Origin of the sequence: Kitasatospora sp. NPDC056181 (assembly GCF_042266225.1) — a bacterium.
Classification (GTDB): Bacteria; Actinomycetota; Actinomycetes; order Streptomycetales; family Streptomycetaceae; genus Kitasatospora.
On record NZ_JBHJUK010000110.1, the window covers coordinates 19,082 to 30,091 of the forward strand.

Annotated in this window: 11 protein-coding genes and 1 pseudogene; 8 read left to right on the forward strand and 4 right to left on the reverse strand. The window is 72.7% G+C overall.

The genetic code is table 11. The features are described from left to right. Positions 1–64 precede the first annotated feature (64 nt). Positions 65–2,788 carry a GNAT family N-acetyltransferase gene (locus tag ACFC1F_RS31680; protein ID WP_376163471.1) on the forward strand — a complete coding sequence of 908 codons (2,724 nt, stop codon included), beginning with the start codon at positions 65–67 and terminating at the stop codon, positions 2,786–2,788. Positions 2,789–2,912: 124 nt separating this feature from the next. Here the strand turns inward: ACFC1F_RS31680 and ACFC1F_RS31685 are convergent, their stop codons facing one another. Further along, entirely contained in the window at positions 2,913–3,563 is a 651-nt protein-coding gene (locus tag ACFC1F_RS31685; protein WP_376163473.1) for a cysteine hydrolase family protein, read from the reverse strand. Positions 3,564–3,666: 103 nt separating this feature from the next. After that, complete coding sequence (locus tag ACFC1F_RS31690) at positions 3,667–4,284, reverse strand: TetR/AcrR family transcriptional regulator (protein WP_376163475.1); 618 nt, start codon at positions 4,282–4,284, stop codon at positions 3,667–3,669. Between the two features lie 163 nt (positions 4,285–4,447). On the opposite strand from ACFC1F_RS31690, the gene ACFC1F_RS31695 reads away from it, so the two are divergent. The 4 genes from ACFC1F_RS31695 to ACFC1F_RS31710 all read left to right on the forward strand — a co-directional run bounded on the left by ACFC1F_RS31695 (position 4,448) and on the right by ACFC1F_RS31710 (position 7,162). Continuing rightward, positions 4,448–5,344: a LysR substrate-binding domain-containing protein gene (locus tag ACFC1F_RS31695; RefSeq protein ID WP_376163477.1), complete on the forward strand. Its 897-nt coding sequence runs from the start codon at positions 4,448–4,450 to the stop codon at positions 5,342–5,344. A 125-nt stretch (positions 5,345–5,469) separates the two neighbouring features. Beyond that, positions 5,470–5,652 carry a 4-oxalocrotonate tautomerase DmpI gene (gene dmpI, locus ACFC1F_RS31700; protein ID WP_209416684.1) on the forward strand — a complete coding sequence of 61 codons (183 nt, stop codon included), beginning with the start codon at positions 5,470–5,472 and terminating at the stop codon, positions 5,650–5,652. Positions 5,653–5,682: 30 nt separating this feature from the next. Continuing rightward, positions 5,683–6,291, forward strand: a complete 609-nt coding sequence (locus tag ACFC1F_RS31705; protein WP_376163478.1) for a cysteine hydrolase family protein — start codon at positions 5,683–5,685, stop codon at positions 6,289–6,291. Positions 6,292–6,346: 55 nt separating this feature from the next. Next, the gene (locus ACFC1F_RS31710) at positions 6,347–7,162 is read left to right on the forward strand and encodes a maleylpyruvate isomerase family mycothiol-dependent enzyme (RefSeq protein ID WP_376163480.1); all 816 of its coding nucleotides are present in this window, start codon (positions 6,347–6,349) and stop codon (positions 7,160–7,162) included. A 122-nt stretch (positions 7,163–7,284) separates the two neighbouring features. Here the strand turns inward: ACFC1F_RS31710 and ACFC1F_RS31715 are convergent, their stop codons facing one another. Next, a complete protein-coding gene (locus ACFC1F_RS31715) occupies positions 7,285–7,815 on the reverse strand; it encodes a hypothetical protein (protein ID WP_376163482.1) in 531 nt (176 codons plus the stop codon). Between the two features lie 395 nt (positions 7,816–8,210). Between ACFC1F_RS31715 and ACFC1F_RS31720 the strand changes: the two genes are divergently transcribed. Together ACFC1F_RS31720 and ACFC1F_RS31725 are read left to right on the forward strand one after the other, a co-directional pair. After that, positions 8,211–8,720, forward strand: coding sequence for a hypothetical protein (locus ACFC1F_RS31720; RefSeq protein WP_376163484.1), 510 nt, complete (start codon positions 8,211–8,213; stop codon positions 8,718–8,720). A 511-nt stretch (positions 8,721–9,231) separates the two neighbouring features. Further along, positions 9,232–9,873, forward strand: a complete 642-nt coding sequence (locus ACFC1F_RS31725; protein ID WP_376163486.1) for an HAD family hydrolase — start codon at positions 9,232–9,234, stop codon at positions 9,871–9,873. Between the two features lie 166 nt (positions 9,874–10,039). On the opposite strand, the gene ACFC1F_RS31730 is transcribed toward ACFC1F_RS31725, so the two are convergent. After that, a complete protein-coding gene (locus ACFC1F_RS31730) occupies positions 10,040–10,486 on the reverse strand; it encodes a nitroreductase family deazaflavin-dependent oxidoreductase (RefSeq protein ID WP_376163488.1) in 447 nt (148 codons plus the stop codon). 290 nt (positions 10,487–10,776) lie between these two features. Between ACFC1F_RS31730 and ACFC1F_RS31735 the strand changes: the two are divergent. Then, positions 10,777–11,010, forward strand: a pseudogene (locus tag ACFC1F_RS31735) (hypothetical protein); the annotation flags it as partial.

Consider the following 11,010-nt stretch of genomic DNA (forward strand, 5'->3'; position numbering starts at 1 on the left):
TACCCGGGGTGGGCGCAGGGGAGCAGGCTGGAGGGCGCAGAACCGGGTGCCGAGGAGAGCCGACATGTCGATCGCCCACTTTCGCCGGACCACCGCCGAGGCGCTGCTCGCGGACGGCACGACCGTCGTGATCCGCCCGCTCGGCCCGCAGGACCGCGAGGCCGTCCTGGACCTGCACGCCAACCGGATGTCCGACGAGAGCCGGCGGCTGCGTTTCTTCGGCGTCAGCCGCAACGCGCCGCGGCTCGCCGCGGACCGGCTCTGCGGGGAACCGGGGGAGCGGCTGCTCTCCCTGGGCGCGTGGGCGGGTGAGGAGCTGATCGGCGAGGCCGACTGCGAGATCCCCGAGGACCGTCCGCAGACCGGCGAGCTGGCGCTGGTGGTCGCCGACCGGTGGCAACGACGGGGCGCCGCGACGCTCCTGCTGGAACACCTGATACACGCGGCACGTGGCCGGGGCGTGCGTGTCTTCGAGGCCGACACCCTGGCCGGCAACCGTGGCGTCCACAAGGTCTTCGCCGGTCTCGGCCTGCCCGTGCACCGGCGGCTCGACCGGGGCGAGATCCGGGTGCGGGTGCCCCTCGACGAATCGGACGAGCACTACCGCGCGGCGGTCGACGAACGCGGCCGCCGCGCCGACGTCGCCAGCCTCGGCGCGCTGCTGCGGCCGGGGTCGGTCGCGGTGGTCGGCGTGTCCCGCAGGGCGGATTCGGTCGGCAGGACGGTGCTCGCGAAGATCCGGCAGGGCGGGTTCCCCGGGCCCGTGATGGCGGTGAACCCGCGGGCCGGGTCGATCGACGGCGAGCCCGTGTACCCGTCGGTGGGCGCGCTGCCGGCCGTGCCGGACCTCGCGGTGCTGGCCGTGCCGGCGCCGGCGGTGGCGGGCGTGGCCGAGGAGTGCGGACGGGCCGGTGTCCGGGCCCTGGTGGTGCTCGCGTCGGGCCTCGGGGCCGAGGATGCGCGGCGGTTGGTGCACGCCTGCCGTGAGCACAGCATGCGCCTGGTCGGACCGAACAGCCTCGGTATCGCGCAGACCGATCCCGCCGTCCGGCTGGACGCCGAGTTCGGTGGGGCCTTCCCGCTTCCCGGCACCGCGGGGGTGGCGGTGCAGAGCGGTGGCGTCGGGATCGCCCTCCTGAAGCGGCTGGCCTGGCTGGGCATCGGGGTGTCGAGCTTCGTGTCGCTCGGCGACAAGTACGACGTCAGCGGCAACGACCTGCTCCAGTGGTGGGAGGGGGACGGCCGCACCGATCTCGCCCTGCTGCACCTGGAGTCCTTCGGCGGCCCGCGCGCCTTCGCCCGGACCGCCCGCCGGGTCACCCGCAGGCTGCCGGTGCTGACCGTCGACGCCGGGCGCTCGGCCGCCGGGCGCCGGGGTGCGGCCTCGCACACCGCGGCGGCGGCCACCCCCACGGTGGTCCGCGAGGCGCTGTTCCGTCAGGCCGGGATCACCGCGACCCGCAGCATCGGCGAACTCGTGGACACCGCGGCGCTGTTGCACGCGCAGCCGCTGCCGGATCCGCGCGGCGCGGTCGCGGTGGTGTCCAACGCCGGCGGCATCGGCATCCTGGCCGCCGACGCGCTCGCGGACGCCGGGCTGATCCTCCCCGAACTGTCGGGCGAGCTGGAGGAGTTGCTCCCCGAGGGGGCCGGCGCCCGGAACCCCGTCGACACCACGGCCGCCGTCGGCCCCGCCGAACTCGCCCGGCTCCTGGAGAAGGTGGAACAGAGCCGGGCCGTGGACGCCCTGCTGGTCTGCCTGGTGCCGACCGCGCTCGCCACCGACGCCGCTCACGACCCCGTCCGCGCCCTGCTGGACGGCCCGGCCCGGCGCCGCATCCCGATCGCGGCCGTCCTGCCCGACCAGGAGGTCCCCGTCCGCCATCTGACCTGCGCCGACGGCAACCGGCTGCCCGTGTACTCGGACACGGTCGCCGCCGCCCGGGCCCTCGCCCACGCCCGGGACCGCGCCCGCTGGCTGGCCGAGCCCGTCAGTGAGGACGCCGACGCCCCGGGCTGCGACCTCAGGACCGCCCGCAGCCTGGTGGCCGGCTTCCTCGCGGCCAATCCCGCCGGCGGCTGGCTCGACCCGGTGGGCACCGCCGATCTCCTCGAAAGCCACGGCCTTCCGCTGACCACCTCGGTCTGGGCGCGGGACGAGCGCACCGCCGTCATCGCCGCCCGGGCGATGCGCCGCCTCGGGCACGAGGGCGCGGTGGCGTTGAAGGCGTACTGGCCGGGCCAGGTCCACAAGAGCGCGGCGGGCGCGGTCCGGACCGGTCTCCGGACGGAATCCGAAGTCCGTTCCGCCTACCGCGAGTTCGAGGAGTCCTTCGGGGCGGAGCTGGCCGGCGCGGTGGTGCAGCCGATGGCCGCACCCGGCGTCGAACTGCTGGCGGGCGTCGTCCAGGACCGCGTCTTCGGCCCCCTCGTGCTCCTCGGCATGGGCGGCACCGCCACCGAGGTGCTGGACGACCGCGTCGCCCGCCTCGCCCCGCTCACCGAACGGGACCTCACCACCATGGTCGCCGACCTGCGCGGCGCACCGCTGCTGTCCGGGTACCCGGGGGCGCCCGGGGTCGACCTCCCCGCGGTGCGGTCGGTACTCGCCCGGCTCTCCCGGCTGGCCGCCGACGTCCCGGAACTCGTCGAGGCCGACCTCAACCCCGTCATCGCCTGGCCCGACGGGGCCGTCTGCGTGGACGCCAGGGTCAGGCTGGAGCCCCGCCCCTCCTACGACCCGTACCTGCGACGGCTCCGCCGCCCGGCGGCCGCCGAGGAGGGGTGACGGAGGAGGGGTGACCGACGCGTCGGTACGGAGTTCTCAACCGGCCCGTCGGCTGCCCGGAACCACAGGGGGGCTGCGGCACGGGATTCTTGACGGATGGTCGGCCGTCTGTTCCCGAGGGATGTCAGGCGGCTGCGGCTGTGGCTGCGGCGTCGAGCGAGGCGGTGAAGGCGGCGGCATCGGTCTCGCCGCCGAAGTGGTGGATCACGTGCTCGCGGACGTGGTCCTGCTGGGCGCGGTTGAAGGCCGCACAGGCGTCGTGGATGACGTGCGCGGTGTAGCCGCGGTCGTGGGCCTCGCGCAGGGTCGACTCGACGCACACGTGGGTGGCGAAGCCCGCCAGGTACAGGTCGGTGACGCCGAGCCGGCGCAGGATCAGGTCGAGGTCGGAGGAGCCGGCGAAGGCACTGGCGCCCGCGCGTCCGCGTACGACCGGTTCGCCGGGGGAGGGCCGGAAGGCCTCGGCGAACTCGGCGCCGGCGCTGCCGCGGATCCAGGTGCCGGCCCGGGGGATCGCCGCGCGCAGGCCGAGCCGCGCCGGGGTCCAGCCCTCGAGCTCCGGAGCGCCCGGGGTGAGGACGAGAGGCACGTGCACGACGGGGACGCCGTGCGCACGGGCGGCGGCCAGCGCGGCGGCCGCGCCGCCGACCGCGGTGTCGAGCAGGTCGCGGTCCTCGACGAGGTGGTTGAGCCGGCCGTGCTCGGGGTCGAGCCACTCGCGCTGGAACTCGATCAGGACGAGGGCGGCGTTCGGGCGCGCGGGGGTGGCGGTCATGGTCTGGCTCCTTGGTCGGTGCAATTCCAACTGACGAGTTGGATGGTAGTGCGACCAGGCCCCCATATCCAACTGCCAAGTTGGAAATGGGGTTGAAGAAGGGTCAGAGCGCCAGCCTGCGCACCAGGTCCACGACGGCGGCCCGCCGCGCGGTTGGGTCCTCGCCGACCGCCCCGCCCAGGATCATCCGGGCGAGCTGCGGTGCGGCGAACTGCGAGCCGGCGAGCGCGACGACGGCGTACAACAGCTCCGCGGGCGGGAGCTGCGCCCCGGTCCCCGCCCCGGCCCCCGCCCCGCCGTCCGGCTCCCGGCGGGCGCGGGAGACCGCGGCGACCTTCTCGGCGTAGTAGGCGGCCCGCCGCTCCTCACCCGCCACCGGAGCGGCGGCGTCGCCGCAGAGGGCCTCCCACTGCAGCAGGCGCAGCAGGTGCGGATGGGCGAGGTGGTAGTCGAACACCCGGCCGGCGTACTCCGGAAGGTCCACGGCCCGCCCGTCCGCCCCCTCCATCGGCACGGCGCCGGCGAGCTGCTCCAGCTCACGCTCGACCACGGCGGCGAACAGCTGCCGCTTTCCGCCGAAGTAGGGGTAGATCCGCTCCTTGTTGACCCCGGCCGAGGCCGCGATCCGGTCGATCCGCGCGCCCTCGGGGCCGTGCGCGGCGAACTCCTCCACGGCGGCGTCGAGGAGCAGTCTCTTGGTCTTCGCGGTGTCCCATGCCATGCGCCCAGCATACGAAGCCGCCAACCCGCCGGTTGGCGATCGGGCTCCGCCCCCCGGTGCACAGGTGCCGGCGATCGGGTGCCGCCCTCGGTGGGCAGGTGCGCGCGGCCCGCCCGCGGGGCCCTGCGACGATGGGCCGTCGACACACCGAGCGGGGGGTCCCATGGAGCTACGACAGCTTCGCTGCTTCGTCGCCGTCGCCGAGGAGCTGCACTTCGGCCGGGCGGCCGAGCGGCTGCTGCTGGGCCAGCCCGCGGTGAGCCAGCAGGTTCGGCGCCTGGAACGGGAGTTGAAGGTCGAACTGTTCGACCGGTCACCCCGGTACGTGCGGCTGACGCCCGCCGGCGAGCGCTTCCTTCCGGCGGCCAGGAACGTGCTGGCCGCCGAGGCCGCCGCCCGGGCCGTCGCCGCCGGTCTCGTCTCGCCCGGCACGCTCCGGCTCGGAACCGTCACCGGCCTCGGCGAACGCCTCGACGCCATCCTGGACGCGTACCAGCAGCACGCCCCCGGCACCCGCGTCGAGCTGCAATCCGCCCCGGTCGGGGACCGGCTCGCCCGGCTCGCGGACGGGCGGCTGGACGCCGCCTTCGTCCGGGGCGCGATCCCGGAGTCCGACCCCGCTCTGCGCTTCCTGCCGGTCTGGCACGACGAGTTGGTCCTCGCCCTGCCCGCGCGGCACCCGCAGGCCGTGCACCCCGTGATCGACCTGTCCGAGCTCGCCGAGCTTCCACTCCGGCTCACCGAGCGGTCGAACCATCCCGCGCTGGTCGACCTCGTCGTGTCCGCCTGCCAGGAGGCCGGCTTCCGCCCCGTCCTCGGCCCGTCCACCGGCTCCCTCCAGGACACCCTGGCCGCCATCGGCACGGGGGCGCCGATGTGGACGGTGGTCTACGCCGCGAACGCGCGGACGGCGAGCACCCGCCGGATCGTCTTCCGTTCGCCCCGCAGACCGCTGGCGCTGCCGACGGCGCTCGCCGTGCGCCGCGCCGACCCGGTCCCGCGGCTGCTCCTGGACGCCTGCCGGACCGAGCCCGTGAGCTGGGACGATCAGGATTCGTGATCGCTGCCAGCCGAAATCGGGTCTGGGTGCGCGGCCCGCGATCCGGTGGACTGGTTCCCGGCGGGAGGAATCCCGCAGGAGAGGTCCCGACCGAGGACCGAAGACCGAGGACCGAGGAGCCGAAGATGCCCGTCGTCACCATCCAGCAGGGCCCGCGCAAGGTCGAGCAGAAGCGCGAGCTGGTCAAGAAGATCACCGAGGCGTTCGTGGAGGCCCTGGAGGTCCCGGCGGAGAGCGTCTTCGTCTGGATCCAGGAGTACCAGGGCGAGGACTGGGCCCACGCCGGCAAGCTCACCGCCGACAAGTAACCACCCGCCGCCCCACCCCGAGGAGTCTCGATGACCGACACCCCGACCAGCCCCGCCCCTGGCACCGTCCTGGTGCTCGTGGACCTCCAGCAGTGGATCGTCGACCGCCCCGCCACGCCGCTGACCGGCGCGGCCGTGGTCCGCTCCGCCGCCCGGCTGAAGACCGCCTTCGAAGCCGCCGGACTGCCGGTGGTCCTGGTCCGCCACGCCCGGACGGACGGCAGCGACGGCGGCCCCGACTCCCACGTCAACCGCTTCGCCGCCGAGGTGGACACCCGCCCCGGCAACGAGGTGGTCACCAAGTACGGCATCGACGCCTTCGCGGGCACCGACCTCGCCGACCGGCTGAGCCGCCTCGGCGCCACCTCCCTCGTCGTCGCGGGAATCGCCACCGAGTACGGCGTCGGCGAGACCGTCCGCACCGCCGTGGCCCTCGGTCACCCCACCACCGTGGTCGAGGACGCCGTCACCGCCCTCTCCGCCGCCGGCCACGTCGCCGCCCTGCAGGCGTTCCGTGCCCTGGGCGTCACCGTCACCGGCACCGACGCCCTCCTCGCCGACGCCCTCCTCGCCGGCGGTGTCACGGGCGGAGTCACGCGCAGTCTCACGGGCGGGGCCACCGGGCCTACCCGCAAGTAATCAGTTCCGCCGGAACTCTGGACAGCGGGGCGGGGGTGGTCCACGATTCACCACCATGATCCCTGCCCCGGTCCCGCGGGACTCCGTGCACACCGCGCTCCTCGACGCCGTCCTCGGCGTGGCCGAGGACATCGCGGCACTGCTCCGCGACCGTCCCGACACCGGCCGGCCGATCCCCGGGGCACAGTGGACCGTGGGCGAGGCGGCCGCCCATCTCGCCCTGGCCAACGAGCTGATGGCCGCACTGGCCGCGGGCGAGCAAAGGACCTACGGCGACGGGACGCCGGACAGCCTGGCCGCGGCCAACGCGGCGTCCCTCGCCGCCTTCCCCGAGCGAGACGCGACGGTCCTCGCCGAGGAGATCGTCCGGCACGCCCGCGCCTTCACCGAGGCCTGCGCCGAGCGGCCGGCGTCAGCCCCGGTGGTGACCCCGCTCGGACCGATGGACCTCGCCACGCTGGCCTCGTACCTGCTCACCCACATGCTCGGCCACGGGTACGACCTGGCCGTCGCGCTGCGGCGGCCGCACATGGTCGACCGCGACCGGGTGGGACTGACCCTTCCGTTCCTGACGACCGCCATGCCGTGGGTGGTCGACGCCCGTTCGGCCGCCGGTCACACCGCCCGCTACGGCCTGCGGGTACGCGGCGGTGCCCGCTTCACGGTGACCTTCCGCGACGGCGTCGCCGAGGTCTCCCCGGGCCTCGCGGACCGGCTCGACTGCACAATCCTCACCGAGCCCGTGACCTTCCTGCTGCTCGCCCTCGGCCGGTGCAACCCGACCGCCGTGCTGGCCCGCGGCAAGGTCCTCGCCTGGGGCCGCAAGCCCTGGCTCGCCCTGGGGTTCCCCCTGCTCTTCAAAGCCCCCTGAAGCCTGCTGCCGACCTGCGAGGCCCTGCGCCCCCCTTGAGTTCGGCACCACTTCAGTACCTCGACCGTCAGCCGCGAGGCCCGGCGCAACCGCACGGTGCTGCTGCTGAAGGGCGGCCGGGGTCAGCGTGCCACGGCCGGCCCCGGTGCGCCGAGCACCCGCTCGGCGGTCGTCGTCACCCACATCGGGAGCTCCGTCACCGGTACGGCCGCCGAAGCGGGGACGTCCGGGCGGATCGCCCCCTCCGGGAAGAAGCCCACCCGGCACCGCCGGCAGAGCCAGGCCGCCTGCCAGACCTTGTGGCGCTGTTCCCAGGCCGCCCGCTGCGCCGCGACCCCGGCCTCGGCCGTCCGGACCCGCCGCTGCTTCGTCGCCAGCTGCACGACCAGCCCCACCAGTGCCGCGAGCACAGGTACAGCGACCGCCCCCAGGTAGTAGCCCGCGCTGTAACCGGGATCGGCGCCCTCCACATCCTGGCCACCCGTCGCCATCCCCATCAGCCCGACGACGGCGAACAGCCCCGCCGCGGCGTAGATCACGGTGGCGGCCCCGCTGCGCTTGACCGCCGCCGGCCCCGGCGCGGGCGGCGGCGAGAGCAGACTGCGCGCCGCCTCGTCGAGCGGGTCGGCGGTGTCGGCCAAGGCGTGCGGCACGCCCACAGCCTGGTCGGATTCGGCGCACTGGGGGCAGGTGGCACTCATCGGTCGGTCTCGCTCCCGCTTCGGATGTTGTACACGGACGGTGTGACAGCGCATTAGAGCATGGACATCTGACCGTCCGGTATGGATTTCGAGGAACGGACCGCCCCGCAGCCCGCCACCGGGGCCCGTCGGGCAGGCCACCAAGGCATCGCCGCGCTGCGCTGTGCCGCGTCCGCACCGGGCCAACCGGATGCGACAGCGTCGGCCGAGGTGGGGTGGCTCGGGGCGTTCGTCCGGTCGCTGGTCGGGGCCGTTGATGGTGACCTGGTGGCCGGTGTTGACCAGCCGATCCAGACTTCTCAATGCCCCTTGTCAACGCGACGGGTGCCGCTGACTAGGCTTCGACCATGTCGAGTCAACACGGGGCGGCAGGTTCCGCTGATGACCAGCTGTCGATCATCGAGAACCTGATCGACCTGCCGTTCCCTCGCCAAGATGAGAACCCGGGGAGGGAAGGCGGTTGGAGCGGGCCCGGCTATCACCTGGCCGTGCTCCGGGAGAGCCAGGACTTCTGGGACGACCGGAGCGAGGAGGTCGTCGAGGCGGCCGAGCAAGAGCTGGAGGTCGACCTCGTCGTGCTGACTGCGACTTTGACCGGTCGATGGGGCAGTCCGACGTCGGTGGACCTGTGGCCGTACCTCGGCTTCGACCATCCGGACCCCGACTACACGGCGCCCGAGCCGCTCGTCTTCCTGAGCAACGTCGCCGGCAGTATGCAGGTATGGCAGCGGCCGTCCACCGGCCGTTGGTTCGCGTTGACCATCGGCCAGGCCGATCCGGAGTTCCCGTTCCAACTGCTTGCCGCTGTTGGTGAGGCGGCTTCGCTCCGTGGTGGCACCGATGGTCATGGCGGGTGAGTTCGTCAGCCGCTTTCACGAAGTACGGTGCCGGCGCCGCACGGTGCCGGCTCGCGTTCAGCCGCACTGGATCGCCGGATCGCCGGATCGCCGGATCGTTGGCGGGGCGGCTTGGCCCGCGCATGCGCGACTCGGCGGTGACCGACCGCTGGACGTGGCTGGTGATCGCAGCGCACACTCAGCTCCGCCTCGCCCCGCCGCCGGTCGCCGGCCTCCCGCCGGCCCTGGGAGGCGACCGGCGGAACCGAACAAGCTCACCCCCGCCCGGGTCCGACGTGGGGTCAGGAACCTCCACACGAAAGCCCTCTCACCAGCGCGTGCAAACCGAAGCCCACAGCACAGTGCAGCGAAGCCGGCAGTTTTCTTCATGCATGGGTGAGGGCCTGGCACCTCCGGGTAGGAGCATGAATACACCTGTTCGGCGAACGGCTCCAGCTGACCGATACGAGCTGGCGCCGTACGATCCGCGGGGGCGCGCGGTCCGTCGCGGCCGCCGGGAAGGAATGATGTCGTGAAGAAATTCATACTCTTCGATCACGACGGTGTCCTGGTCGACACCGAGTTCTGGTATTTCAGATCCGCAGAACGCGCCCTGGCGGAGGCCGGTTTCAGGCTGGACAAGGATCAGTACCTCCGGGACATGGCCCGGGGGGCGGGCTCTTGGGGTCAGGCCAGGGCGGCTGGCATCGACGACCGGACCCTCATCCGGGTTCGCGAGGCCCGTAACGGCTACTACCAGGAGTACTTGCGGACCGAGGCCATCGAGATCGACTGCGTCGTCGACACTCTCGCCGAACTGTCGAGGTATGCCCGCATGGCCATCGTGACGACCGCGAAGCGGGCCGACTTTGACATCATCCACGAGAAGCGCCGAATCAGGCAGTTCATGGATTTCGTCATTGTGCGAGAGGACTACGAACTCGCCAAGCCGAACCCGGAACCGTACCTGGCCGGGCTGAAACGCTTCGGTGCCACCGCGCAAGAGACCCTCGTCGTGGAGGATTCAGCCAGGGGACTGACCTCGGCGGTGGCCGCTGGAATCGACTGCGCCATCGTCTACAACGAGTTCACGAAGGCGGACGACTTCTCCCAGGCTACTTACCGGATCGACAGCCTGAGCGAATTGAAGGAAATCCTCCTCGCGGAAAGCTGATGCCCGTTGGCGCGGAGCCCGCACCCGGTGCGCCGTGTGCAGGCCGATGGTTGGGCAGGCGAGTGATCACCGGGCTCACCTGTTCGAAGCCGGACGTTGAACGACAAGTCGAGTCCTTGTTCGCGTACCGGCCGGAGGCACTTCCCAGGTGAGGAAGCGTCGGGTCCTATCCGCTTGCGGGCTCCAGAACGAAGACCGGGATCACACGGTCGGTCTTCTCCTGATATTCGGCGTACGGCGGATACGCGGCGACCGCGCGCTCCCACCATTCGGCCTTCTCGTCCCCAGTCACCTCCCGGGCCGTCATGTCCTGCCGTACGGGCCCGTCCTGGAGCTCGACGTGCGGGTCGGACTTGACGTTGAAGTACCAGACCGGGTGACGTGGGAAGCCGCCCTTCGAGGCCACGGCCGCGTACCGCCCCTCGTGCTCCACGCGCATCAACGGGGTCTTGCGGATCTTGCCGCTCTTCGCGCCGCGCGTCGTGAGAATGACGACGGGCAGGCCCGTGTCCCAGAGTGTCAATCCCTGGGTGCCGCCCGAACTCTCGTACAGCTCGACCTGATCGCGCACCCACTGCGCCGGACTCGGCTCGTACTCGCCCTCAAGAGGCATCGCATTCACCCCATCGTCACGTCATGAAATGTGGTGTCCGACAGGTGGTCAGGCAAAACGAAAGTGCCCACGACCAGCAGGAATGAGGATTGTCGAGGCCCTTGTTTCCCACTCCGGTCGGAGGCACCTCCCAGGTGAGGAAGCATATCGGGTGCCACCCGCGTTTTCGTGTCGGGAGCGATGACCGTTCGAGTGGTCTCACAGGCCGGGGCGGCTCGCAAGCCCGGCCTGGACGGGGTGACGCCGGCGGCCTCGGCGGTCCTGGCGGGGACCGTCTCGCGGATGTCGCCGTGCCACGGGCCGATTCCGACGTCTTCGGCCCGGTGGCATCCGACCCCACGATCCGCGGTGCGGGCGGTGCGGGCGGTGCGGGCGGTGCGGGCAGCGTTCAGGGCGCTGTGGGGGTAGCCCCCGGCGCCACCCGCACCTCGGCCCGCTCAGGCCTCTTCGGCCAGTGTGCCGTCGCGGAGCTCGATGACGCGGTCGGCGAGTCCCATGAGGGTCTGGTCGTGGGTGGCGACCAG

What these genes read in the sequence shown, in the direction of transcription:
- ACFC1F_RS31720 (WP_376163484.1), top strand. Translation starts at nt 8,211, where the DNA reads ATGTCGAGTCAACACGGGGCGGCAGGTTCCGCTGATGACCAGCTGTCG.
- ACFC1F_RS31685 (WP_376163473.1), bottom strand. Translation starts at nt 3,563, where the DNA reads ATGACCGCCACCCCCGCGCGCCCGAACGCCGCCCTCGTCCTGATCGAG.
- ACFC1F_RS31695 (WP_376163477.1), top strand. Translation starts at nt 4,448, where the DNA reads ATGGAGCTACGACAGCTTCGCTGCTTCGTCGCCGTCGCCGAGGAGCTG.
- dmpI (WP_209416684.1), top strand. Translation starts at nt 5,470, where the DNA reads ATGCCCGTCGTCACCATCCAGCAGGGCCCGCGCAAGGTCGAGCAGAAG.
- ACFC1F_RS31690 (WP_376163475.1), bottom strand. Translation starts at nt 4,284, where the DNA reads ATGGCATGGGACACCGCGAAGACCAAGAGACTGCTCCTCGACGCCGCC.
- ACFC1F_RS31680 (WP_376163471.1), top strand. Translation starts at nt 65, where the DNA reads ATGTCGATCGCCCACTTTCGCCGGACCACCGCCGAGGCGCTGCTCGCG.
- ACFC1F_RS31730 (WP_376163488.1), bottom strand. Translation starts at nt 10,486, where the DNA reads ATGCCTCTTGAGGGCGAGTACGAGCCGAGTCCGGCGCAGTGGGTGCGC.
- ACFC1F_RS31710 (WP_376163480.1), top strand. Translation starts at nt 6,347, where the DNA reads ATGATCCCTGCCCCGGTCCCGCGGGACTCCGTGCACACCGCGCTCCTC.
- ACFC1F_RS31705 (WP_376163478.1), top strand. Translation starts at nt 5,683, where the DNA reads ATGACCGACACCCCGACCAGCCCCGCCCCTGGCACCGTCCTGGTGCTC.